Origin of the sequence: Pseudomonas sp. B21-056, from assembly GCF_026016325.1 — a bacterium.
Taxonomy (GTDB): domain Bacteria; phylum Pseudomonadota; class Gammaproteobacteria; order Pseudomonadales; family Pseudomonadaceae; genus Aquipseudomonas.
In genome coordinates this window covers 4,334,980-4,359,602 of record NZ_CP087203.1, presented here as the reverse complement: position 1 = coordinate 4,359,602, position 24,623 = coordinate 4,334,980, and the positions used below count along the sequence as shown (strand labels likewise).

Annotated in this window: 22 protein-coding genes; 3 read left to right on the top strand and 19 right to left on the bottom strand. The window is 62.4% G+C overall.

The window, feature by feature from the left end; all coding sequences use genetic code 11:
• Window positions 1–5 precede the first annotated feature (5 nt).
• Together LOY67_RS18575 and LOY67_RS18570 are read left to right on the top strand one after the other, a co-directional pair.
• Entirely contained in the window at window positions 6–278 is a 273-nt protein-coding gene (locus tag LOY67_RS18575; protein ID WP_265063881.1) for a DUF2160 domain-containing protein, read from the top strand.
• Between the two features lie 48 nt (window positions 279–326).
• Window positions 327–2,069: an ABC transporter substrate-binding protein gene (locus tag LOY67_RS18570; RefSeq protein WP_265063880.1), complete on the top strand. Its 1,743-nt coding sequence runs from the start codon at window positions 327–329 to the stop codon at window positions 2,067–2,069.
• A gap of 174 nt (window positions 2,070–2,243) precedes the next feature.
• Here LOY67_RS18570 and LOY67_RS18565 read toward each other — a convergent pair whose 3' ends face one another.
• The 19 genes from LOY67_RS18565 to LOY67_RS18475 all read right to left on the bottom strand — a co-directional run bounded on the left by LOY67_RS18565 (window position 2,244) and on the right by LOY67_RS18475 (window position 22,546).
• The gene (locus LOY67_RS18565) at window positions 2,244–3,185 is read right to left on the bottom strand and encodes an alpha/beta hydrolase (RefSeq protein WP_265063879.1); all 942 of its coding nucleotides are present in this window, start codon (window positions 3,183–3,185) and stop codon (window positions 2,244–2,246) included.
• A gap of 80 nt (window positions 3,186–3,265) precedes the next feature.
• Entirely contained in the window at window positions 3,266–3,568 is a 303-nt protein-coding gene (locus tag LOY67_RS18560; RefSeq protein WP_265063878.1) for an addiction module antidote protein, read from the bottom strand.
• Window positions 3,569–3,754: 186 nt separating this feature from the next.
• Window positions 3,755–4,549: a carbohydrate deacetylase gene (locus tag LOY67_RS18555; RefSeq protein WP_265063877.1), complete on the bottom strand. Its 795-nt coding sequence runs from the start codon at window positions 4,547–4,549 to the stop codon at window positions 3,755–3,757.
• Window positions 4,542–5,699, bottom strand: a complete 1,158-nt coding sequence (locus tag LOY67_RS18550; protein WP_265063876.1) for a GNAT family N-acetyltransferase — start codon at window positions 5,697–5,699, stop codon at window positions 4,542–4,544. The genes LOY67_RS18555 and LOY67_RS18550 overlap by 8 nt, the downstream gene beginning before the upstream one ends.
• A gap of 5 nt (window positions 5,700–5,704) precedes the next feature.
• Window positions 5,705–6,394 carry an N-acetyltransferase gene (locus LOY67_RS18545; RefSeq protein WP_265063875.1) on the bottom strand — a complete coding sequence of 230 codons (690 nt, stop codon included), beginning with the start codon at window positions 6,392–6,394 and terminating at the stop codon, window positions 5,705–5,707.
• Between the two features lie 77 nt (window positions 6,395–6,471).
• On the bottom strand, window positions 6,472–7,161 hold the full coding sequence (locus tag LOY67_RS18540) for a GNAT family N-acetyltransferase (protein WP_265063874.1): 690 nt from the start codon (window positions 7,159–7,161) through the stop codon (window positions 6,472–6,474).
• Complete coding sequence (locus tag LOY67_RS18535; protein ID WP_413776143.1) at window positions 7,158–9,101, bottom strand: hypothetical protein; 1,944 nt, start codon at window positions 9,099–9,101, stop codon at window positions 7,158–7,160. The genes LOY67_RS18540 and LOY67_RS18535 overlap by 4 nt, the downstream gene beginning before the upstream one ends.
• 101 nt (window positions 9,102–9,202) lie before the next feature.
• Window positions 9,203–10,507, bottom strand: coding sequence for a lipopolysaccharide biosynthesis protein (locus tag LOY67_RS18530; RefSeq protein ID WP_265063873.1), 1,305 nt, complete (start codon window positions 10,505–10,507; stop codon window positions 9,203–9,205).
• Window positions 10,504–11,508: a polysaccharide deacetylase family protein gene (locus LOY67_RS18525; protein WP_265063872.1), complete on the bottom strand. Its 1,005-nt coding sequence runs from the start codon at window positions 11,506–11,508 to the stop codon at window positions 10,504–10,506. The genes LOY67_RS18530 and LOY67_RS18525 overlap by 4 nt, the downstream gene beginning before the upstream one ends.
• 12 nt (window positions 11,509–11,520) lie before the next feature.
• Window positions 11,521–12,657: a glycosyltransferase family 2 protein gene (locus LOY67_RS18520; protein WP_265063871.1), complete on the bottom strand. Its 1,137-nt coding sequence runs from the start codon at window positions 12,655–12,657 to the stop codon at window positions 11,521–11,523.
• Window positions 12,650–13,609, bottom strand: coding sequence for a glycosyltransferase (locus LOY67_RS18515; RefSeq protein ID WP_265063870.1), 960 nt, complete (start codon window positions 13,607–13,609; stop codon window positions 12,650–12,652). Before LOY67_RS18515 ends, LOY67_RS18520 begins: the two co-directional genes overlap by 8 nt.
• Window positions 13,606–14,976, bottom strand: coding sequence for an O-antigen ligase family protein (locus tag LOY67_RS18510; RefSeq protein WP_265063869.1), 1,371 nt, complete (start codon window positions 14,974–14,976; stop codon window positions 13,606–13,608). Before LOY67_RS18510 ends, LOY67_RS18515 begins: the two co-directional genes overlap by 4 nt.
• The gene (locus LOY67_RS18505; protein WP_265063868.1) at window positions 14,973–16,076 is read right to left on the bottom strand and encodes a glycosyltransferase family 4 protein; all 1,104 of its coding nucleotides are present in this window, start codon (window positions 16,074–16,076) and stop codon (window positions 14,973–14,975) included. The genes LOY67_RS18510 and LOY67_RS18505 overlap by 4 nt, the downstream gene beginning before the upstream one ends.
• A complete protein-coding gene (locus LOY67_RS18500) occupies window positions 16,073–17,665 on the bottom strand; it encodes a GumC family protein (RefSeq protein WP_265063867.1) in 1,593 nt (530 codons plus the stop codon). The genes LOY67_RS18505 and LOY67_RS18500 overlap by 4 nt, the downstream gene beginning before the upstream one ends.
• A gap of 15 nt (window positions 17,666–17,680) precedes the next feature.
• On the bottom strand, window positions 17,681–18,706 hold the full coding sequence (locus LOY67_RS18495; protein ID WP_265063866.1) for a polysaccharide biosynthesis/export family protein: 1,026 nt from the start codon (window positions 18,704–18,706) through the stop codon (window positions 17,681–17,683).
• 20 nt (window positions 18,707–18,726) lie between these two features.
• Window positions 18,727–19,371: a CpsD/CapB family tyrosine-protein kinase gene (locus LOY67_RS18490; RefSeq protein ID WP_265063865.1), complete on the bottom strand. Its 645-nt coding sequence runs from the start codon at window positions 19,369–19,371 to the stop codon at window positions 18,727–18,729.
• A complete protein-coding gene (locus tag LOY67_RS18485; protein ID WP_265063864.1) occupies window positions 19,372–20,118 on the bottom strand; it encodes a sugar transferase in 747 nt (248 codons plus the stop codon).
• Window positions 20,115–21,185 (bottom strand): NAD-dependent epimerase, encoded by a 1,071-nt coding sequence (locus tag LOY67_RS18480; RefSeq protein ID WP_265063863.1) that lies wholly within the window; start codon window positions 21,183–21,185, stop codon window positions 20,115–20,117. The genes LOY67_RS18485 and LOY67_RS18480 overlap by 4 nt, the downstream gene beginning before the upstream one ends.
• Window positions 21,182–22,546: a UDP-glucose dehydrogenase family protein gene (locus LOY67_RS18475; protein ID WP_265063862.1), complete on the bottom strand. Its 1,365-nt coding sequence runs from the start codon at window positions 22,544–22,546 to the stop codon at window positions 21,182–21,184. Before LOY67_RS18475 ends, LOY67_RS18480 begins: the two co-directional genes overlap by 4 nt.
• Window positions 22,547–22,924: 378 nt before the next feature.
• Here LOY67_RS18475 and LOY67_RS18470 point away from each other — a divergent pair, with 378 nt between their 5' ends.
• Window positions 22,925–24,622 carry a sulfatase-like hydrolase/transferase gene (locus LOY67_RS18470; RefSeq protein ID WP_265063861.1) on the top strand — a complete coding sequence of 566 codons (1,698 nt, stop codon included), beginning with the start codon at window positions 22,925–22,927 and terminating at the stop codon, window positions 24,620–24,622.
• Window position 24,623 lies beyond the last annotated feature (1 nt).

The window sequence follows — 24,623 nt, the reverse complement described above, 5'->3', positions numbered from 1 at the left end:
CGATGATGGAATGGATGAACTGGACCGTCCCGACGGCGGCGTTTTTTGGGGTTATCGCCTTGTTCCTGGTAGGCATGACCACTTGGGAGTTGCGTTCGCCGAGCATCCCTCGGCGTGGTTTTCTGCCGATTACCACGACCCGTGGCGATCGGTTGTTTATCGGTCTTCTCGGTAGCGCCTACCTGCATCTGCTGGTAATCGGCGCCACCGACTGGAGCATCTGGACAGCGTTCGCGTTGTCCTGGGTGTGGCTGTTGGCAGTGATGCGGTGGGGCTAGTCGCGCAAATTTGACGATCAGGCTCTTAAAACCAAACAGGAGGTCTCTATGTTCAATAAAAACAATAAGCTGCGACATAGCGTTTCATTGGCAGCCGCACTGGCACTCAGCGGGTTGAGCGCTGTGGCCTGGGCTGACGCCTATGAAGACGCCGCAAAAAAATGGATCGGCAGTGAATTCAAGCCGTCAACCCTGACAGCCGAGCAGCAACTCGAAGAGCTCAAGTGGTTCATCAAGGCTGCGGAGCCGTTTCGTGGCATGAAGATCAACGTGGTGTCGGAAACCCTCACCACCCACGAATACGAGTCCAAGGTACTGGCCAAGGCCTTCACCGAAATCACCGGGATCCAGTTGACCCACGACCTGCTGCAAGAAGGCGACGTGGTGGAAAAGATGCAGACGGTGATGCAGTCGGACAAGAATATCTATGACGGCTGGGTCAACGACTCGGACCTCATCGGTACGCACTTTCGCTACGGCAAGACCGAATCGATCACTGACCTGATGGCCAATGAAGGCAAGAACTTCACTTCCCCGACCCTGGACATCAAGGACTTCATCGGTACGTCCTTCACCACCGCGCCGGACGGCAAGCTCTATCAACTGCCCGACCAGCAATTCGCCAACCTCTACTGGTTCCGCGCCGACTGGTTCGAGCGTCCGGACCTGAAAGCCAAGTTCAAGGAGAAGTACGGCTACGAGCTGGGCGTACCGGTGAACTGGTCGGCCTATGAAGACATCGCCAAGTTCTTCTCCGAGGACGTCAAGGAGATCGACGGCAAGCGTGTCTACGGCCACATGGACTACGGCAAGAAAGACCCGTCCCTGGGCTGGCGCTTCACCGATGCCTGGTTCTCCATGGCCGGTGGCGGCGACAAAGGCCTGCCCAACGGCTTGCCGGTGGACGAGTGGGGCATCCGTGTCGAGGACTGCCATCCGGTCGGTTCCAGCGTGACCCGTGGCGGCGATACCAACGGCCCTGCGGCCGTGTTCGCCACCACCAAATACGTGGATTGGCTGAAGAAGTACGCGCCACCGGAAGCGGCGGGCATGACCTTCTCCGAATCCGGCCCGGTGCCGGCCCAGGGCAACATCGCCCAGCAGATTTTCTGGTACACCGCGTTCACCGCCGACATGACCAAGCCGGGCCTGCCGGTGGTCAACGCGGACGGCACGCCGAAATGGCGCATGGCACCTTCGCCGCGCGGTCCGTACTGGGAAGAGGGCATGAAGCTGGGGTATCAGGACGTGGGTTCCTGGACCTTCATGAAGTCCACGCCTGAGAAGCAGAAACTCGCGGCCTGGCTTTACGCGCAGTTCGTGACGTCGAAAACCGTGTCGCTGAAGAAAACCATCGTTGGCCTGACGCCGATTCGTGAGTCGGACATCAACTCGCAGGCGATGACCGACCTGGCGCCGAAACTCGGTGGCCTGGTGGAGTTCTACCGCAGCCCGGCCCGCGTGCAATGGACCCCGACCGGGACCAACGTGCCGGACTATCCGCGTCTCGCGCAACTGTGGTGGAGCCACATCGCCGAAGCTGCCAGCGGCGAGAAGACTCCGCAACAGGCACTCGACGGCCTGGCCAAGGATCAGGACGCGATCATGACCCGTCTGGAACGCTCCAAGGCCCAGGCCACCTGCGCGCCGAAAATGAACCCGGAACGCGACGCGCAGTACTGGTTCGACCAACCGGGCGCACCGAAGCCGAAACTGGCGAACGAGAAGCCTAAAGGCGAAACCGTGAGCTACGCCGAACTACTGAAATCGTGGGAAGCAGCCCGCAAGTAAGCACCCTGCAATAAAAAAACGGCACCGAAAGGTGCCGTTTTTCTTGAACCCGGGAAAGAACGGAAGCGCCCAAACCACCCAGACACCCCACCGAACCCTGTGGGAGCGAGCCTGCTCGCGATGACGCCGGCCCATCCAACATCGACGCTTACTGATCCACCACCATCATGTGAATCAGCCAGCCTTGACCTTGCTTGCCTGGGGAGCCCCAGCCATGGGAGAGGGCCGGGCTTGCATCAGTGTATCCAGCGCCTGCCGGTAGTTTTTGCCGGCCAGACTCATGCTGTTGTTGTGCGTTCCTCCAGGCACCAGCAGCAGGTGTTTCGGCTCATGGGCCGCCTTGAACAGTTGCTCGCTGAAACGCGGCGCAACGTAGTTGTCCGCCGCGCCATGCACCACCAGCAGTGGCATGTTGATCTCGGGGATTTTGTCGATGGAGTCGAATTTCTGCGACAGCAGCCAGCGCACGGGCAGGGAGGTGTTCGCCATGGCGGTCGCCACATCGCCCAGTGACGTGAAAGTGGATTCGATGATCAGGCCGCGAGCCGGGACGACGCCGCCGTCTTTGGCGGCCTTCTGGCCGAGTTCGGCAGCGAGGTCCACCGCGACGGCGCCGCCCAGGGAATGACCGTAGATCAGCCGCAGGGCCGGGTCCGGTTGCAACACTTCAAGCCGCTCCCAGGCAATCCGCGCATCTTCGTAGACGCTGGCCTCGGACGGCAGGTCGCCATGGCTCTTGCCAAAGCCACGGTAATCGATCGCCAGCACCGAAAAGCCCAGGGCCCGCAACTGCTGGATACGAAACAACTGGCCAGTCAGATTCCAGCGCACTCCGTGCAAATACAGGATCGCCGGTGCGTTCTTGCGTTCGGCCGGCCACCACCATCCGTGGATATTTTCCCCGGCCTTGAAGCTTTTGGGCTTGAGGTCAAACTCCTGCACGCTGCTCGGAAGGCCGCTGAACCAGCTCGCCGTTCCCGGCTCGATGCGAAACACCAACTGCCGCTCCTTGTGCTGCAACACAGCGCAGCCCACCGGCAACCCGACCACCATTGCAGCCATGCACAAATAGGCGAGCCAGCGGCGCCGACGGCGTGGGAGTAAAGATGAAGACATCGACGCGACTCATACTCAGGACAGAAGATGCGTTTTAGCAGATTCGCTTGCAAGATGGAGGGATTTTGGAGGGTTCCAGTTTATGACTGGCTACACAGGCCACTTGGTCGCGCGCATAAGTCGATGCCCAAGGCGTGAACCACTTTGAGTACGGTATCGAAACGAGGCTTCGCTCCAGGTGCGAATGCCTTGTAAAGACTTTCGCGACCCATGCCGGAGTCCCTGGCAATCTGGGCCATGCCTCTGGCCTTGGCAACGTAGCCTATTGCTCTGAGAAACTCTTCATTATCACCGTCGGCCAATACCTGAGAAAGGTATTCGCTGATGGCTTCGTCACTGTCCAGCAACGTTGCCAGATCAAATGCAATCAGTGTCTGGCTCATACCTGTACCTCCTTTGCCATTTTTTTTGCTCGCCTGATATCTTCCATTCGAGAAACGTTGAAGTCTGCTGGATAAGATAGTTCATTCGGCGAATGTATCCAGGTGGATACTATTCGGGCAATGCAGTATCACAGCATTTGCTTGTCACGATGTAACTGCCTCATCCCGATTGAGCATTCTCTTCAATCAATGCGCATCCTCAAACTCAGTCCACACCAACCGCCGTCTCGCCCCGCCATAAGGCACCTTGGGCACCCCTTCCAAGCGCTTGCGCAACACCTCGGTCAATGAATGCCCGGCTTTCAGGCTGTCGTCGCCAAAGTCCCCTTCGAGGTGCAGCGGATGCACGATCACTTCGAGAGTGCCATGGTCCGGTGGTGCGGCGTGTTGCAGGTCGGCCGGCGTGCAGACGTAGTCGGCCGTGGCGCCGCTGAGGTTGCGCAGGCGCCGGTTGAGCAGGGTCTTGAAAATGCGCTTGGGCAGGTTCAGGTTCGCCCCCAGGTTGCGTGCCAGGCGTACGGGCACGCCTTGCCGGGCGGCGAAACGGGCCACGACTTCGCCGATGGGCCAGATATTGTGCACATGCTGGTGGGAATCGAGGTGGCTGGGCCGCACGCCGTAGTCCAGGCAACGTTGCCACTGGGCTTGGAGTTCCTCCTGCACCGCGGCCAGGTCCTTCGCGCCCAGGCGCAGGGCATAACGCGACAGGTTCAGGTCGAATACACCGTCTGTGTCGCAAAATGCGGGGCGTGATGCAATCGACGGGCTCAGCGGCAAGCCATGAGTCATATTGAAGTGCAAGCCAATACGCCCGCGGAGCATGGGGTGTCGGGTCATCTTGCAGGCTTGTTCGAAACCCGGGGTATTGACCATCAGGGTGGCGGAGCTGATGACCCCTGCCTTGAAGGCCGATTGAATGATTGCGTTGTCGCTGCAACTGAGTCCGAAGTCGTCGGCGTTGATTATGACCTCGCTAGGCATGATCGCTCTCCTTGCTTTTGGGATTGGGTGAAGAAACAGTCGTTGTGTTTTGTTGGCGCGGGCGCTTGCCGAGCCACGGCTTGAGACTCTTCCATAGTCGTAGCGCCAGGCCCAGAACCAGGCCATCGGGTTGCCATGAATAGAAACTCCAGCGCCAGTGTTCCAGTTGTCCGGTCATGCGCTCATGCAATTGATGGCTGGAATTTTCCAGGCTGACCCGCGACGCATCGATCCAGTGCCAGTTGTCATCCAGCCCCCAGCGAATCCACTCTTCGAGCAGTACCCGGCCACTGCCCAGGTCGGCATGCTCCGGCAGGAATGCCAGGTTGTAGTCGTACAAGCGCCCCTGCTCCAGCAGCCCGAGGCGATAGCTGATGCAGTGCCCATCCAGTTCCAGCATCACCACCCGCACCAGGCCTTCGGCGGCGAGGGCTGTGAAGGCGTGGTTCATCCACTGTCGGCGCATGGGGTCGGAGAAGATGCCGACACCTTCTTCGCCTTTCCAACTGAGCGCCTCGACTTCGGCGAGGGTCCGCAGCAGCGGCCCCATGCCAATGGCATCCGGCGTTTCCCGCTGGATACGCGCACCGCACGCAGCGATCCGCTTGCGCGCCCGGCGCAGCTTGTAGCGTGGATCACCGGAAATTTCCTGATGATCACTGTCGCTGATCAAGTGCACCGGAACCCGGCAACTGAGCCGCCGCTCTCCGGTGGAGCTCAGCGCCATCCAGGCGCTAAGGACGCTTTGCTCGCCGACCGGTTCCACCACTTCATTGAGTTGCAACATCGCGTGGGGCAGTTGCTGACGAATCTGCATCAGCGCCTGGCCCATGCCTTCGGCGTCCAGGCGCGCCAGCAGGCCGATGCGGTCGGCCAAGGGATAACCCAAGTGATGCAACACCCGGAACCGCAGTCCGCCGATACGCTCACGTCCCGAAACCAGGGGCAGGCATAGAGACAAGTCCTGGTCCTGCCAGCCCAGTAACACATGCAACTGCTGATCCGGCAACAGGGCGAATTCCGCCGCCTGCAGCCAGGCCAGGGTGTTGAAAGGGGTTGCATCGGCCACCTGGCTTCGCAGCTGTTCATAAGCTGATACAGGAAAGTCCGCCGCGCCCAGGGAGTGGCACCATTGGAACCGGATGGTCATGGACGTCAGGCCGCCGCAGTAGATGGAACCGGCTTGGCCGGTTTACGAAAAGAGTCCAGGAGCGAGCCGGTGTAAAACGTGTCACGGAAGAACCGCCAGCGGCTGAACAAGCAATACATATGGGTAATCTGGCCGCGCTCCTGATAGTCCATTCGCAAATGTAGCTTGACGGCTGGAATGTTGCTCAGCTCGAAGACGTCGACCACTTTGTTGCAACCCTGCTCGGCCATGGCTTTCCACAGATCCAGCTGGAAATCCACCGATAGCTGGGTCCCCCAGTAAGTGCGGTACAGCTCACCGCCGAACTCGAAGAACTCACCCGGTTTGACCGGGAACCAGCAGCGAAAGAAATGGCGGTCGAAATAGTCCCGTTTACTGCCCCAGATGAAAGCGACGGCGTCGCCCTTGTCGTCCAGGTACATGAGCCCGGTGTGGCCTTCGGCAGCCAGTTCGCGCATGGTCTCGACGCGGTCGCCAAAGTACGTGGCGAAGGCATCGGCATTACGGGTGGTAATGATTTCCCGGCGCAACGGCGTATAGGGCCTGAGGTTGTTGGGCCGTATCGGACTGACCAGATCACGTTCCATCCATACCAGTTGTTCGTGGAAATACACGTAGTGCCTGCACAGCTGATTCAGAACGGCGCGCAAACCTCTTGTCCGAATGCGATCACGCAATTTTTGCAGAACGTTCATGGTACCTCCTGGCACGGGGCGGGTTGGGGAAAGACCCCATCGCGGGTTTGCTCGCGATGGGGGGATCGCCATGGACATCAGACTGGGGCAGTCGATGCAAGCGGCGGGGCCGGTTTACGAAAGGCGTTCAGTGCCGAGCCGCGGTAGAGCGTGTCGCGGAAAAACCGCCAGCGACCGAACAGGCGATACACATGGGTGATCTTGCCGCGCTCCTGGAAGCCCATGCGCAGGTGCATCTTGATTGCCTGGATGTTTTGCAAATCGCAGACATCGACCATGGTGTTGCAACCGTGGTCTGCCATGACTTTCCACACTTGCAACTGCATGTCCGCCGAGATACTGGAACCCCAGTATTCACGGATCGCCTCGCCACCGAACTGAAAATACTCGCCAGGCTTGATGGGAAAATTGCAGCGATAGAAATGGCGGTCGAAATAGTCCCGTGTACTGGCCCAGGCGAAACCCACGGTATCGCCCTGAGCATCCAGGTACATCAAGCCTGTGTAGCCTTCGGCCGCCAGCTCGCGCATGGTTTCGACGCGGTCGCCGAAGTGCCGGGCAAAAGCATCGGCATTGCTGACCGTGATGAACTCCAGGCGCATCGGTGGATAGGGCTTGAGGTTATGCGGGGGGAGTGGGGTCCGCACATCGTGCTCCAGCCACACCAGTCGGGTGTGGAAAAACACGTAGCGCCTGAACAGCAGTTTGAGGACGGAGCTCAGGCCTTTTTTCTGAATGCCATCACGTAATGCTTGCAGAATGCTCATGGTGCCTCCTGACGGGTGGCGGGTGGGGGGAAAGAGAGGGCGGTCCAGCCCAGGGCAAACACGGTTTCTCCTGGCAGGAGAAAACGGATCTGCCCGGCCTCGCAGTTGAACGGGGCGCTACGGCTTTGATTGTCGGGGCCGAAATACATCAGCTCCGCTTGCGGCTGGGGGCAGGACGCGCCGTCCAGGCTGACCTGTTGCGGGCGCGTGCTTTTGTTCACGCCCAGCAGGCTGCGCCTCGTGTCGGTGGCCATGGCCAGCACGTCGACTTCGAAGGCGTCGTTATCCAGGCGTAGCACCTGGTTGAGCCAATGCTGTTGGATGAACTGCTGGGCCAGACCCACCGGTTTGAGTTCGAAGCGCTGGCTGTCCAGCACCCGCACCATGCCTTTGGGGTACTCAGGTTCGTCAGCGAGCATGAACCAGTTGAGCATGTCCAGCCAGCCGTCGGCCGAGGCGTTGATGACCACGGACGTCCACCACAGGGCGGCGTAGTGGGTTTCCTGGTCGTAGGGGCTCAGGCTCGAGCCGCTGGACATGTTGGTCTGGTCCAGCAGCAGGGCCTTGCGTGGTCGTCCGTTGTTATCCAGGCCCACCAGGCGGGCGGCCTGACGCACGCTGTGGCGGTACATACGGGTGGCGAGCAGGTCGCGAATCATCCATTCATGCCAGGCCAAGGCGTCGATCTGGTCGTCGTACCTGGCCAGCAGGCGTCGCGCCCAATCGATTCCGCGTTTGTCGGCCGCGTTGTCGGCCAGGGGGCCGTTGGTGAACCGTGAGCTGGCGGGAATGGCAATGCGCACACCTGCCCGTGCGTTGGCGGGTAGGGCGCGGACCTGATTGGCCATGCTCTCGAACACTTGCTGGTAGCTGGCGAAATCGGCGTAGTTGAGGTTCGGCTCATCGGCGAAACCCAGGTAATGAATGCCTTTGCCGCCGAGGGCGCGAGTCGCCATGAGCCAGGCTTGCAAGCCGCTGTTGCTGACCCGATCGGCCCGCAGATCGGCCTTGCGTGCGCTACCGGCCAGCAGGGTGATGTCCCGGGTGATGCCGAAGCGGTCCTGGTACAGGCGCCGAAACTGATTTTCATAGTCCGGCCTGTCTGCGGTGATGTCGACCAGGCTGTAAAAGCTGGCGGCCTGGGGCTTGATGGCTTCGATCACCGGGTAGGCCGATGGCGGGGGCATGACATAGGGCAGGTAGACCCCCAGTTTCGGGGTTGTTCCCAGGACATCGCCATAGAGTTTCAGGTGCACCTGCCCCGGGTCCTGGTGCAGCGGTTGCAGATGCTCCGGGGCCTGGGCGAACAGGTTCGCCGTGCCATCCAGCCAGAATGCCGCCTTGCCGTTGCCCTGCAATTGCAGGCGCCAGGTTTGCTCGACATTGGCGACGGGCAGGGCGACTTGATCGAACTGCCCATAGGCCGGATACGGCTTGAGGTTCAACTGCACCTGTTTGCCATCGGCAACGCGCCGGGCTTGCAGGCTGCGCACGCCGCCGTGGAACTTACCCGCCAGCACGGCCTGTTCGCCGGGGGCGACCTTGAAATACAACTCATCGCCGTCGTGGGCTTCGGCATTGAAATGCACCTTGGCCGGGGCGAACAGCGCCCGGGTATGGGCGTCGTGTTCGACGGTGTAGCGGCGGAAACTGTAGCCGGGAATTTCCAGGCGATAGCTGGCGGCCCCCGGCAGCAATGGCCATTGTTGCTCGCCACGTTCCTGGGCCTTCTTGATCAAGCGCTTCCCCACCAGGCGCCCCTGGCCGTTGAGCAGGTAGAGGTATTCCGAATTGGCGTTGGCCTGCCAGGCCGGCACCCAGCGCACGGTCACCCGGTCCGGCCGGTCGGTCTGCAGGTACAGGCTGCCGTCGCGGATGCCGGTCCAGGACATGGAGGCGCCATGGGCTGGAAGTACCAGGGCCCACAGGCATGCGCTCATTATCCAGTACCGCGCCGACCCCATCGCGAGCAGGCTCGCTCCCACAGGGATCTCGCTGAACCCTGTGGGAGCGAGCCTGCTCGCGATAGGGGCGACGAAGCTCATGCCGATTTCCCCATCAGCATCTGCCGCATGGGCAGCAGGTCGCTGGGCAGGATGATCAGTGTTTGCCACAGTGCCACGCCGCTGAGGCGGCAATACATCGCCAGCAACGCCAGGGTCACGCCCAGGTAAGCGATAGAAGACGCGGCGGCAGCCCCGACGATGCCATAGCGTGGGATCAGCAGCAGGTTCAGCGCCAGGTTCAACAACGCGCCCGCGCCCATCAACAGCGATACCGTGCCGGGCCGGTTCTTGCCCAGCAGGTCCAGGCGCAGGATGCTCGCGTAGCACAACCCGAACAGCCCCGGCAGCAGCGCCAGCAAGGCAGGATAAGCCGGTTGGTAGGCAACGCCGAACAGGGTCACGATCAGCCATTCGCCGATCAGTGCCATGCCCAGGCAAGCGCCGAGCATCACCGTGGCGGTCAGGCGCAGGGCCAGGGGCGTCAGGCGCTGCATATCGCTGTCCTGTTGCAGCAGGCGCTTCATCAGCGGTGTGGTAACGGCTTCCGGCACGATCAACAGCAGCTCGGCGGCGGCGCTGGCCATGGCGTAGTGACCCAGGGCGGCGCTGCCCAGCAGGGCGCCGATGAACAGGTAGTCCGAACGCAGTATCACTTGCTGGAACAGCAGGTCCGGATGGCTGCGGGCACCGTAGCGCAGCAGCTCGCCCTGGCTGGCGCGGTTCCATTGCAGTGACACGTCGTGATCCCGCCGCAACCAGACCCAACCGGCCAGTACCACCAGGCTCAGGCCCGTCAACCAACTGATCAACGCCGCTTCCAGGGCCGCGTCTTTCCACATCCAGAACAAGGCCAAGAACAGTAACAGCGGCGCCAGGGATTCCATCAGGCGCAAGGCATTGAAGCCGCCCACGCCGCCTGAGGCATTGTGCAGCGTCAGCAGGCCGCTCTTGAGCACGGTCAACGGCACGGCGAGCAACAGCAGCCAGGCCAGCAAACCCAACTGCGTGGTGATGTCCAGATCAGCGCCGAACTCGCGTGCCAGCACCACCACCAACAGGGTCAACAACCCGGCCAACAGGCAACCGAACACCAGCACCTGGCTGAGCAGCAGCCCCATCGAACGCTGCTGCGCCGCCTGATAGCCCACGGCGGAATTCAGGCCGCCACTGGTGGCGGCGCTGATCAGGTCCGGCAAGGTGCTGAGCAAAGCAAACAACCCGCGTTCGCTGGGCCCCAGGATGCGTGCCAGCAACACGTTGCGCAGCAGGCGCAGGCCGATCATCGCCAGGCGCGTGCCCATGCTCAGCACCAGGTGTTTGAGGTAATGCGCGCGGCTCATGGACGTGTCCCTCGGCGAATGCGCCAAGCCAGCAGTTCGGGATGCTGGGCGTTGCGTTGACTGACACCGAAGCGCGGCAGGTTCCACGGATCGCCATCGTTGCGATACAGCCCGGCCTCGGTCCCCAGGGCGAACGCAAAACCGTGGGCTGCCACCTGGTGGCGGACACGCTCGTCGTTATCGCCATTGGGGTAGCAATACACCGGCAACGGTTGGGCGCAGGCGTTTTCCATGGCTATCCGGCTGCGGCTCAGTTCTTCGTGCAGGCGCTGGTCGTCGAGCCCGGTGAGGATCGCGTGGCTGGCGCCGTGGGGGCCGAAGCGCACCAGCCCCGAATCTTCAAGCATGCGCACTTGGGTCCAGTCCAGCGCCTGGGGCTGGGCGCCATGGGGGCAGGTGTCGGTGAGGTCGCTCAGGGTCTGTGGGGCGAGGGTCTTGAGGCTTTGCAGATAGTGCAGCAACGACAGGCTGCGGCGGTCGTCATCCAGGTCATCGAGCATCACCGGCAACGGCCGGCCAGCCTGTTGCAGGTGCTCGATCAGCGCCAGCCGTGCCACCTGGCCGTGACTGCCCCACAGGGTTTCGCCGATGCTTTCCCACCAGAAGTGCTGGCGGCTGCCGATGAAATCGGTGGAGAGAAAAATACTCGCCGGCACCTGATATTGGCGCAGCAAGGGGAAGGCATTCATGGCGTTGTCGCGCCAGCCGTCGTCGAAGGTCAGGGTGACCCGCGGACGGTCCGGAACGGTGGCAGGGTCGGCCAGCAGCAGGGTCATCAGCGGCACGCATTCGAAATGCCGTTGCAGCCAGATCAACAAGTGTTCGAAGGCTTCCGGCCCCACGCACAACTCGTTGCGATGGGGCAGTTCGGCGGCGCGATCGTTGCTCAGCACGCGGTGCAGCATCAGGATCACGCCGGCGCCCCGCAACGGGCCGCGGCCCAGAGCCGTGTTCAGGTACAGCCAGCCGCCGGTGAGCTTGAAGACTTGTTTGATCGACATTGGCCATGCTCCTTATCGGTTCTGCTCGGGGTTCCATTGGCTGTAGCGCCGGCCCCGCAGGAACTGCCAGAGGCCGATGCTCATGCCCGCCAGCGTCACCAGCACGAACGCCGCCAGGCGAAAGGGCCGGGGCAAGCGGTGGTGTATATCCAGCAAGCCAAGCAGCGCCATGGCGTAGCCGAGCACCTGGGCCGCCATGCTCAGGCGATAGAACCCCTGGTCGCTCCATAACCAGAGGTTGCTGAGCAACAGCGGCAGCAGCAACACCGGCGCCAGGCGACGGACCAGCTTGTGGCTGATCAGGCCGATGGCGTACAGGCCATGACGCATCGGATTGAGCAGCGCCCGGCGCTGGGCCAGGCTCTGCAGGCCACCCACGGTGACCCGCTGGCGCCGACGAAACTGCTTGTCGGCCTCGTCCACGCCCTGGTCGATCACCCGGGCCTTCGGCACATAGACGATGGATTTACCGGCGGCCGGCGCGCAGGTGCTGAGGAAGAAATCATCGTTGACCTGGGCCGGAATCGGCTCGAACAGTTCTCGGCGCAGGGCCAGCAACGCGCCGTCGGCCGAGACCATGCAGTCGGTGCGGCTCTCCACTCGCCGCAGCCAGCCTTCGTAGTGCCGATACAGGCTGTCGCCCAGGCTCAGGCCATTGCCCGGTACGGGGATTTCCATGTGGCCGGCACAGGCGCCGACCTCCGGATCACCCAGGGGGGCGAGCAAATGGCCAAGGGTGTCGTGGGCCCATTGGTTATCGGCGTCGGTAAAGACCAGGATCTCACCGCTGCTGTGGGCCACGCCGGTATTGAGCGCCGCAGCCTTGCCCTGGCGGGGCAGGTCGAGCACGCTGATGCGCGGGTCGATCACCCTGCGCGCGCAGGCTACGGTGTCGTCGCTGGAACCGTCGCTGGCGAGGATGATCTGCAGCGAGCGCGCCTGATAATCCTGGGCGAGCAAGGTGCGCAACTTGTCTTCGATGTGCCGTGCTTCGTTGTGGGCGGCGATGACAATGCTGATGTCCATCGGCAGTGCCTTGCCGTAGCGCCGGACTGGAAACAGCGGTGTCAGCAGGCTCAGCATCAGTGGGTAACCGAGGTAGGCGTACACCGGCAGCAGCAGGCAGGCCCAATAAATGAATTCAGCCACGGGCAGGTCTCCTGACGTTCCAATGACAGAGGTTGAGCAGCAACGCGGCGCCGGTGAGGTGCAGGCGCACCCCGTGCAAGGCCCACAGTTGCAAGGTCAGGCGCGGGTCACGACGGCTCTGGCGCAGGCTGAGGAACAACGGCGGCAGCGAGGTGATCAGCAACAGCATCAGCGCCAGGCGCAACTGCCCCTGGAGCAAGGCTAGAAGCGCCAGCAAGTCCAGCCCCCAGGCTGCGATGGACAGCACCGGGAAACGCAGCAGGCGCAGGCTCGGGCCGTGGCTGCGCAACAGTTGCAGATGACTGCCCTGGCGCCACAGTTCCTTGCTCATCCATTCGCGCCAACTGCCTTCGTAACCCCAATGCAGGGCCACGCTTTCGTTGACCAGCAACAGTTGCGCGTCGATCTGGCGCAGGCGCAGGGAGAAGTCCTTGTCCTCGCCGGTGCGCAGGCTTTCGTCGAAACCGCCGACCCGTTCGAACCACGACCGGCGCATCAACAGGTTGGCGCTGGGCAGCCACTGCACCCGGTGCAGGCGATGGGCGCCGGGGCGCTGGCTGCGGCGCTGCCAGGCCTCGGCAAACCACGGCGCCTGGCGGGGCGTGTCGAGGTCCAGGCCGAGCACATCGCCTTGGTGACCTTCCAGCTCCAGCAGCAGCTTGAGCCAGTTGGCCGGCATCTCGATGTCGGCGTCGATGAACGCCAGCCAGTCGCCATGGGCCACTGCCGCGCCGCGGTTGCGCAGGGCACCGATGTGCACGCCGGGCACGATCAGTACCCGCGCGCCCAGTTCATTGGCGATGCGCGGGCCATGGTCGTCGGAGCCGTTGTCCACCACGATCAGCTCGCACTCCAGCTGCGCCTGGCGGGCGGCTTCCTGTGCCGCCAGCAAGGTACGGCCGATGTGCCGGGCCTCGTTGTACATCGGGATCACGATGCTGACCCGGTTCATGGGCGCGCCTCCTGGAGGGTGGCCTGTTCGGCCTCGTGGCGCAGCACACTGGTCAGGGCGAGCATGATCCACAGCAGCTTATGGTTCGGCGCACTGAGGAACATCAGGAACAGCATCAGCGACAGGAAACTCATGCCCAGGTGCGTCAGCAGATCCGCCTGCGCCCAGTCCCGGCGTGCGAGCCAGAGCCGGCGCGCATGCAGCAGGTTGTACAGGCCCAGGCCGAGCATGCCGACGAACATCAGCCCGCCCGGAATGCCGATTTCGCTGAAGATTTCCAGGTAAGTGTTGTGGGCCCGGCGATACAGGTCCCCCAGCTTGCGATTGGCCGAGAACGCCTTGGCGTAGCCGGTGGGCGCATAGTGCAGCGGGAAGGTACCGGGGCCGGTGCCGAGCACTGGATTTTCGCGGATCATCTGACTGCCGACCACGATGTACGAAGCACGCCGGCCGAGGGATTCATCCTTGTGGGCATTGACGCCGGCACTGAGGATGCTCAATGACTGGATACGTGCGACGTAGCCGGTCGGCATTACGGCGACTGCCAGGGGAACCAGCAGCGCCAGCCCGAGCATGGCGAACCCCAGGTGCCGTGGACGGACACGCGGCAGTTGCGCGCGATAGTGATACAGCCCGATCGCCAGGCTGAGCAGGAGCACCACCAGCCCCGAACGGGATTCGGTCTTGGTCATGCCACCCAGCAGCAGAATCAGACAACCCATCCAGAACAATCGGTGCAGCAGGTTCGGCCCGCGCACCACCAGCAGCAGCGCCAGTGGCATGGTAAAGGCGATCAGCAGGGCAAAGGCGTTCGGGTCTTCCAGCAGGCCTGAGGCGCGGCCCTGATCCTGATACTTGGCGGAAAACATCGCCAGCACGCAGGTGGTGGTGACACTCAGCGTCACCAGGCGGCAAAACAGGTCCAGGTTCAATCCGCGACCGATCAGCAGGGTAATGACGAACAGAATCAACCCCACGCTCAGTTCGCGAAAATGGGTCATCGACAGCTCCAGGCTGTCCGACAGGCAAACGCTCAGGCCATACAGCAGCATGAAGCCGATCAGCGGCCGCCAGATATTGCTGCGCAGGCGCGTCCCGGGAATCTGGTGCAGGGCCAGTTGCAGCATCAGGATCAACGCCAATGCCAGGCCGAAGAACTTGCTGCCGGAAAACACGTTGTCCTTGAACAGCCCTTCGAACGGTACCAGCGCGGCGATGCCCAGCAGGCCCCAGCCGGGTTTGCGATAGAGCACCGCGACACCCACCAGGCCCAACACCGCCCCCGGTGCCAGGAATGGATAGGGGCTGGCCAGCAACGCCAGGCAGACCAGCGCCAGCAGGCTGACGATCGAGAGTGGGACAATCATGGGCGAGCCTCCCGTGCCGTGCGGATGTAGAGCTGCGACCAGCGTTCGGCCAGCGTCCGCAGGTCGTAGCGGTCCTGTTGGGTGCGGCGTGCGTTGTCGGCCAGGATCTGCGCCAGGGGCGGTTCGCTGAACAGCGTTTCGACCTGCCGGGCCAGCTCAGCGCTGTTGGCAGGCGCGGCGAGCAAACCGTTGTGACGGTCCTGTACCACATCGGGAATGCCGCCGACGCCGAATGCCACCACCGGCACCCCGGCTTGCATGGCCTCGAGCAGAATCATCGGCGTGCCTTCCGTGCGCGAACTGATCACCAGCGCATCGAGGCGACTCCACCAGGCATTCATGTCGGTCTGGTACCCCGGCAGCTCAATACGCGTGGGCAGCCCGGCATCGTTGATGCGCTTGAGCAGGGCCTGGCGTTCCGGGCCGTCGCCGAGCATTACTGCGTGCAGCGACGGATGCCGCTGGCACAGGGGGATCATGGCGTCGAGGAACAGGTCCGGGCCTTTCTCGCTGCTCAAGCGGCCGACATAGCCGACCCGCCAGCGTTGGCCGTCGTCGCGGTGCGCCACCGGAGCCGTGGGCGCCGGCAAACCGTTGGGGATCACATCGAGCTTTTCCGCCTGCACGCTGGCCTGGCGGTGCAGCACGGCAATGCTCTCGGCCACGCAGACCACGCGCTTGACCGGAGCCGTGCGACACAGTTGCAGGCTGAGCCAGGTGTAGAAGCGCTGCTTGGGGCTGCGCGGTGTGAACCCATGCTGAGTGATCACCAACGGCAGGCGCAGCAACGTGGCGGCGGCCCAGCCGAACAGCAGCCCCTTGAAGTTGTGGGTATTGAGCAGCGGTTGCTCGCTGCGCCGTTGGCGCAAGTGCTGCAACAACTCGCCCCAGCTCCCACAGCAATGGCAATCGACCCCGGCCTGGCGAAAGCGCGTGATCAAGGTCGGCGGCGCCGCGAGGAACAGCACCTGGTGCTGTCCCGGGGTTGCCAGGCAATGATCGAGCAGCATCCGCTCGGCCCCGTAGAAGCCACCGCTGTCGAGCAAATGAATGATCGGCAGGGGGCTGCTGCGGTGGGACGGGCCGAACGGCGCGTTCAATTGCGCACCCAATGGACAAGGCTGGGCAGGCTCCAGTTGCGATGCGGGTTGATCTGGTCGGGCGACTGCTCGTTGATCACCAACAGCACCGGTACATCCAGTTGCTGGCTGATCTGCGCTGGGTGCTTGAAGCGATGGTCGAAGAACTCACGCACGTAGACCAGGGCAATCGCCAACAGCAGGCCGCTGAACAGGCCGAACGGGATAATCAGCATCGGCTTGGGGAAGGCCGCGGCGGTCGGTTCGAAGGGCGGGCTGAGCACACGGGCGTTGGACAGGTCGTTGTCCAGCGAACGGACGCTGCTGGCTTCGGCGAACCGTTGGGCGTAGGTGGAGAACGCCGCATGCAGGGCGTTGATCTCGGTGTCCATCTGCTGCAGCTTGCTCTGGGTTTCCTGCAACTGGTGGATGCGCCCCTTGAACGCGGCGATGCGCTCGACCTTCTGATTGATCACCGAGCTGACAACGGCCAGGTCGGTGGTACGTTCCTGGATCCGGTTGTTCACCACCTTCAGGAATTGCTGGCGGGTGCGCACGATCTGTTCCCGGGCCAGCAGCATCGGTTCGCTGCCGGGCTGGAAGATCGCCAGGTCATTCATATAGCGGCTGACCTGGCCGGTCAGTTGCTCACCCAACTGTTTGATCTCCCTGTCTTCGAAGGCGATGTTGTCCACGGTGGTGGTGAAGGTGAAGGGGAAGGTGTAGTCGTTGAACTTCGAACTGTTCGCCGCTGCCAGACTGGTCTTGAGATAGTCGAGCCAGCGTTGGCTTTGCAGCAGGCGATCCTGGTACAGGTTCAGGGCCTGTTCTTCCGTGTTGATGGCGTTCAGGCGGAAGGTGATTTCCTCCTTGGGATCCGCCGAACCGACGCCTTCGAGCAAGGCCAGCCGAGTGCCTTCCAGACCGTCGAGGCGGTTCTGGTATTGGCTTTTCTTCTGCTCATAGAAGGTCTGCGGCAACTCGATCGATTGCAATTCCTGGCGGCTTGAGAGGTAGTTCTGCAGCAGTTGCGCCACGAACCGGGTGCCTTGCTGCGGATCACCGAAGCTGTAGACGATGGAGATGACGTTGGAGCCGGGCAGGGTCTCGATCTTGAGGTTCTCGACGGCTTCATCGGTCAGTGTATCGAGCACGGTGTCGCGCACCGGATCGACCTCCAGCCCCAGGTTATCGCGCAACGGATTGATCACGTACTCGCGCAGCGGCGTGGTGACGTAGCGCTTGAACGGTTCGCTCACCCATTTGTTGAAGATGCCAGGGCTGGGGTTGTACTCGCCCTGGTCGCGCAGGGTGCTGATGGTCTGCCGGATCAGCGCTGGCGAGCGCAGGATATTGCTCTCGGTTTCCATGTCCGCCAGGGACGGTGGAATGAAGGTGGCGTTTTCCTGGTTCAGCGACGTGGTCGCGTCGCCTTGGGAGAGTTTTTTCGACTGTACGATCACCTGGGCGGTGATATCGAAGCTCTGTTTGAGCATCAATGGCAGCGCCAGGGCAATCACGGCGAAGATCAGGAAGATGCGTTTCACCCACTGCTTGTTGGCGAAGAAGATCCTGAAGAACTCATGAAGATAGTTTTCCTTGGGATTCATGATCGATCACCCGGCTCAGTTGCTGTTGCTGCTTTTGTTGTCGAGGCGGTAGCCGAAGCTGACCCCCACGCCCTGGAACAGCACCACGTCAGCCAGTTGCCTGGCGAGTTCGCCGGCGCTGGCAAGCTTGGTCTTGGGCACGAAGAGCATGTCTTCCGGCTGCAGGTAGGCAATTTGCGAGGCATCGCCATTCAGGGCTTTTTCCACGTCGTAGTGACGGGCTTCGACCTGATTGCCGTTGCGACGCATGATCACCACCGAGTCGAGCCTTGCCTTGACGTTCGTGCCCCGGGCCAGGGTCAGTGCCTCAAGCACCGAGATCGGCCGGCGGATCGGGTAGGAACCGGGCTGGGCCACTTCACCGAGGACATAGATTTCATTACCGGCGGTGGACTTGAGCAGCACGTCCACGGTCATGTGGCCGGGCAACTGGGCGTAGCGCTCGTTGAGGAAGGTCTCCAACTGGGTGACGGTCATCCCTTGCAACGGCACCGAGCCGATTTCCGGGAAGCTGGCGTAGCCATCCCGACCCACGATGATTTCCCGGCTCATGCCGGTGGCCGGGTGGGCCAGGGTGTTGCGCAGGTTCGTCTCGCCGGACAGCGGGCTGGTCACCAGCACCGTCAACTGGTTGCGATTGGGCTGGAACAGCATTTTCTGGTCGTAGGCCCGTTGTACCGCCAGGCGCGCTTCGTCGGTGGTCATGCCGGCGACTTTCACCGACGTATTGGCCCCCGGCAGTTCGATGCTGCCGTCGGGCATGACCAGTTGCGTGCCGTTGAGTTGGCTGGCGGCGGTGAAGTTCAGGGCCACCTGGTCGCCCGGCTGCACGCGATAAGCCTGGGGACTGGTGGTGCCGATGTGAAAGATCACATCGAGCACATCCTGGGGCCGCAGGGTCTGTTCGACCTTGGGCATGTCGGTGGCCTGGGCGTTGGCCGGCGTGGCCGTGAGGATCTGCACCGGCATCGAGCGGGTATCGCTGGTGCTGGAGCAGCCGGCAAGCGGCAGCAACAGCAGGACAAGCATCTTGGCGTTCATCTCGTCATCCTTCTGCACGCTTACAGGTTGTTGTAGAGCCATTTGGGCATGTAGTACTTGCGCCGGTTGAACACGCTGCCCACCACTTTCGCGCCGGCCTGGGCCAGGCGCTGGCGGGTGGCCTGGGCCACTTCCCAGCGGGTGTCCTCGCCGCGTACCACCAGCACCACGCCATCCACCTGGGCGCTCATGACCAGAGTGTCGGAGGCCGTATACACGGCGTCGGCGTCGATCACCACGAAGCGGTACTGCGCGGCCAGGTGCCTGAACAGATGTCGCAGCTGTTCGGGATTGAGCCGTTCGGCATTGCGCCCCAGGCGGCCGATGGGCAGGACGTCGAAGGGCAGGCTGGAGGTTTGCACCACGCAGTCCTGCAACAGGGGCGGCGTGAGGTGGTTGAACAGCAGGTCGCTGAAGCCGCGCTCCTTGTGCAGCCCCAGTTGCTGGGTGAGGTTGCGTGGCGACTGGCTGGCATCCACCAGCAATACGCGGCCGCTGCTCATCTGCGCCAGTTGAGCGGCCAGTGCCATGGCGCTGGTGCTGGTCCCGGTGCCGGTGTTGGCGGACGTCAGAAGCAGGATCCGCAGGGAAGGGTCGAGCACGGTCGAGGTCAGGTTGGTCTCGCTCGGGCTTGCGATGCTCAGGATATTCGTTGAACCGTCCATTTAACTCGCTCCGTGGCCGCTGAAAACTTTGAAGGGGGTAATCATCAGGATCTTCAAATCCAACAACAGGCTCTGCTCGGCGATGTAGCTGAGGTCCAGTTCCACGCGCTGGTCGAAGTCGATATTGCTGCGCCCGGAGATCTGCCAAAGGCCGGTCAGGCCGGGGTAGATGCTCAGGCGCACAAGATGGTTGTCCTTGTAGCGATAGGCGTTGAACGAGGTCGGCCGTGGGCCCACCAGGCGCATGTCGCCGGTCACCACATTGATCAGGTTCGGCAGTTCGTCGAGGCTGCTGCGTCGCAGGAACCGGCCAATGGGGGTGATGCGCGGGTCGTTGTCGATCTTGAAGTCGATGGCGTCGGCGCCATGCTTGTTGAGGTGGCGCAGCGACTCCTTGAGGGCCTCGGCATCGGCGACCATGGTGCGAAACTTGTACATGCCGAAGACACGGCCGCGGTAGCCGGTGCGCTTCTGCACGAACAGCACCGGGCCGGGGCTGGAGAACTTGACCAGCACGGCCAGGCCCAGCAGCAGCGGGCAGAGCAGCATCAGAAGAGCCAAGGCGCCGAGGCAGGCGACTACCCGGTTGGTGCGCGAGACGGTCCACGGGCGACCGCCGTCGCGGCCGGTCAACCAGCCCCGGCCCTGCCGGTGGATGGCGGCGTCGAGGCGCCTGCGGTGGTCGGGGTCGACACGTTTGTCGCGTCCGGGGGCGCTGATCGGTATGCGGTGTTCATGTCGGGTCATAGACTTCTCCGCTGGGTTTCGACTGCACGTTCAGCCGCGAGCGGCGGTTGGGTTCCAGGCAGTGCGTAGTAATCGAGGAACCAGTCGACGAAGCGGCCCAGCCCTTCGTCCAGTTCGATGCGTGGCCGGAAACCGGTGGCCCGTGCCAGGTCGCTGGCATCGGCGCAGGTGTTGAGCACATCCCCCGGTTGCAGGGGCAGCAGCTCGATACGGGCGGCTTGCCCCAGGTGTTTTTCCAACAGCGCGACGTAGGTCCGCAGGGCCACCGGGTGCTGCCCGCCGATGTTGTAGATGCGCCAGGGCGCGTGGCTGGTGGACGGGTCTGATGGTTCCAGGTTCTGCGCGGGTGTGCCTTGGGGCGGACGTTCGATCAGCCGGACGATGCTTTCGACGATGTCGTCGATGTAGGTGAAATCACGCTGGTGCTCGCCATGGTTGAACAACCGCAGCACCCGGCCTTCGGCGATGGCGCGGGCGAACTGGATCGGCGACATGTCCGGCCGGCCCCAAGGGCCATACACGGTAAAAAAGCGCAGGCCGGTGCAAGGGATGCCGAACAGGTGGCTGTAGCTGTGGGCCATCAGTTCGTTGGCTTTTTTGCTGGCCGCGTACAGCGACAGTGGATGGTCGACGTTGTCCTGCTCTGAATAAGGCGTGCGCGAGTTGGCGCCATACACCGAGCTGGAAGAGGCGTAGATCAAGTGCTTGACCGGATGACGGCGGCAGCTTTCGAGGATGTTCAGGAATCCGCTGAGGTTGCTGTCGACGTAGGCCCGTGGGTTTTCCAGGGAGTAGCGCACACCGGCCTGTGCGGCGAGGTGGATCACCACGTCGGGACGCTTCGCCTGGAACAGCTCATCGATGGCGCAGGCGTCGGTCAGGTCCAGCCGTGCCAGGGGGAAATCGCCGGCCTGACCCTTCACCCAAGCGATGCGGTCATGCTTGAGCCGGGGGTCGTAGTAGTCGTTGAAATTGTCCAGCCCGCACACGCGATGACCGTCGCACAGCAGGCGCAGCACGCAGTGGGCGCCGATGAAGCCGGCCGCGCCGGTCACCAGGATATTCACGCTTGCGCTCCTGGTGCCGAGCCGTCCGGCACGGCGTGCCGAAGGCCGATGCCGCGATACAGCAGGCCGGCGGCAGCCAGGTGTTCCGGGTTGTACAGGTTACGCCCGTCAATGATGACCCGGGCGCGCAGTTTGCTGGCCAGCAGGTCGAAATCCACCACGCGGAAGTTTTTCCACTCGGTGCAGATCACCAGGGCGTCGGCGTCTTCCAGGGTGTCGTCACGGGTGGCGCACAGGTTCAGGTCCTTGCGGTAGCCGTAGAGTCGCCGGCATTCAGACATGGCTTCCGGGTCGTAGGCCTGGACCCGGGCGCCTTCGCGCCACAGGGCTTCCATCAGGTAGCGGCTGGGCGCTTCGCGCATGTCGTCGGTGTTGGGCTTGAAGGCCAGGCCCCAGACGGCAATCGATTTGCCGGCCAGGCCATCGGGAAACTGCTTGGCGAGTTTCTCGAACAGGATGTGCCGCTGGCGGTCGTTGACGTCGGTGACGCTGCGCAGCAGGCGCAGCGGCATGCCGCTCTGTTCGGCGGTGTGCAGCAGGGCCCGCAGGTCCTTGGGGAAGCACGAGCCGCCGAAGCCGCAGCCGGGATAGATGAAGTGATAACCGATGCGCGGGTCCGAGCCGATGCCCTTGCGCACTGCTTCGATGTCGGCGCCCAACCGTTCGGTGAGGTTGGCCAGTTCGTTCATGAAACTGATGCGGGTGGCGAGCATGGCGTTGGCGGCGTACTTGGTCAGTTCGGCGCTGCGGTTGTCCATGAACATCAGTTTTTCGCGGTTGCGGCAGAAGGGCGCGTAGAGCTCGCTCATCTGGTCGCGGGCGAGGGGGTCGGCGGTGCCGACGATGATCCGGTCCGGACGCATGCAATCGGCCAGGGCGCTGCCTTCCTTGAGAAATTCGGGGTTGGACACCACCCGCACATTCAGGCTTTTCAGGCCCCGCCGGGCCAGGGCCTGGCGGGCACATTCGGCGACCTTGTCGGCGGTGCCCACCGGCACGGTGGACTTGATGATCAGGGTGCGATCGCTGTCCATGAAGTCGGCGATCTGCCGGGTCACCGCCAGCACATGGCTCAGGTCTGCCGAGCCATCTTCGTCGGAGGGGGTGCCGACGGCGATGAAAATGAGTTCGCCATGGTTGACCGCATCGCTGGCCTGGGAACTGAACGACAGGCGTCCGGCCTTGATGTTGTCTTCGAGCAACCCGGAGAGCCCCGGTTCGCTGATCGGCGGGACCGCTTGCTGCAGTTGCCGGATCTTGTTCGGGTCGATGTCGATGCACAACACACGGTGCCCGACGTCGGCCAACGCTGCCGCCTGGATCAGCCCGACATACCCCGTCCCAAATACGCTCACGTCCATTCTGGCGTGCCTCGTAGATCGTTTTTATGTAACTCGGATGAAACTGTTTAGGGGGGTATAGCGCAGCCTCAGAAAAGCGTGTCAGCAAAATGACAGTTGTCACTGTTGGCAAAACTAGAAAGAGTCGGGCCTTTTGATATCAAGTTATTGACTGTCTTGGGAAAGTACCGGTTTTAAAGGCTTGAATGGGTTTTAAAGAAAGTGATGAACGGTATTGATCCATAGGTTTTTCATATTTTTTGGAGTGTTTCGTGTCATTTTTGAGCTAACTTTTTTTTGACGCGTGTTCCGCTCGTGGTCTTTCTTGCGCTTTGGAAAGTCGCTGCTAGTGTCCAGAAACAGACTCCTCTTCTACGTCGCGATCCCGTCGAGAAAGACATGGCCCGATACCTCAAGGAACTGCTGCTGGCGCTGTACTTGATCAGGGGGTATGACTACTACCTCGATCGTCTGGCGGCCCTGGGTTTTGGCTTTTCGACGGTGCTGTTCGGCGCAATGTTCGTGGCGTTGGTGGTGGCGTTGTGGATGACCGCGTACATCCGCCAGGCCCTCGTGCGGCATCTGTTTGCAGTGGCGATGTTTGCGTCGGCGGTGTTCTTCGAGGTGTACGCCCGGGTGACCGACAGTTACCTGACCTACAGCCAGTTCGTGTCGCTGGTGTACTCCGGTGGTTTTATCCAGGAGGCAGCCTGGCAGTATCGCGAGGTGATCATTCGCGCGGTGGCCGCCGGGTTGCTGCTGCTGTTGGGGATTGGCCTCAAGCCTCGCCGGCGAATGCCCGTGCCCGGCTATCTGCCCATTGCCGCGCCGCTGCTGGGTGTGCTGTTGCTCAGCGGCGTGCTCTTTGTGCGGGCAGGCGAGGGCGCCCGTGGTCTACCGGCGATGTACACGCCGTTGGCCTATCTGAACCTGTTCGTTTACGAGTCCCTGCACAACACTGTCGGGCCTCGAGAACCTGTGCGTATCGTGCGGCAAACTCCGCCGATCGGGCATGACGTCGTACTGATCATCGACGAAAGCATCTCTGGCAATTACCTGGATATCAACACGCCGTCGGGGGTGCGCAGCGGGCTCAAGACACCGCCGTCCGGGGTGGATATTTTCAATTACGGCTATGCGGCTTCCATTGCCAATTGCAGCGCCGACACCAACGTCACTCTGCGTTATGGCGGCACCCGCGCCGACTACATGCGCATCAACAGCACCCAGCCTTCGATCTGGCAATACGCCAAGGGCGCGGGCTTGCGCACTGTCTACATCGACGCCCAGCGCACGGGCGGCAATCTGCAGAACCTGATGACCGATCTGGAAAAAAAGGACATCGATGTGTTTGTCCAGTTCGACCAGACCAGCGTGCGTGACCGCGATATGGCGGCGGCGGACAAGTTGATCGAGTTGCTGGGGGATGACCAGGCGGAACTGGTGGTTATCAACAAGGTGGGGGCGCATTTTCCGGTACACGATAAATACCCCGACGATTTCATGAGCTACCGTCCGGCCTTGCCGCGAGGGCAGTATCAGGAGGTGACCGACACCGGCAGGCGTGACGGTTTCAATGGCCAGAAGGACGACTGGGTGCTGTATCGCAATGCCTACCAGAACACGGTGCTATGGAATGTCGGCGAGTTTTTCCGGCGGATCTTCAGCCAGGCGGCCCTGGGCAATGCCGTGCTGATCTACACCTCCGACCATGGCCAGGACCTGCATGAGCGTGGCAATCCGGGGCTCAATACCCACTGCGGTGGGGACCCGGTGGAGGAGGAGGGGCTGGTGCCGTTGGTGGTGATCCAGGGCAGTCAACTGCACACCCTTGATTGGAGCAAGACCTGGGCTCAGAACAAGGACCGCTCCAGCCACTACAACATCTTCCCGACCCTGTTGCAGTTGATGGGCTATGACCGCGCAGGGGTTGAAGCCCTGTATGGAAGATCCCTGGACCAACCGACCGAAGACGACTTCACCTTCAACTACCGCTTCAACGCGCGCCTGGGAGCCAAACCGGCCTGGAAACACATCGACCTGAACAGCATCGTGACCCCGCAACCGGTCCAGGCTGAAATGGCGGCGGGGCATTGAC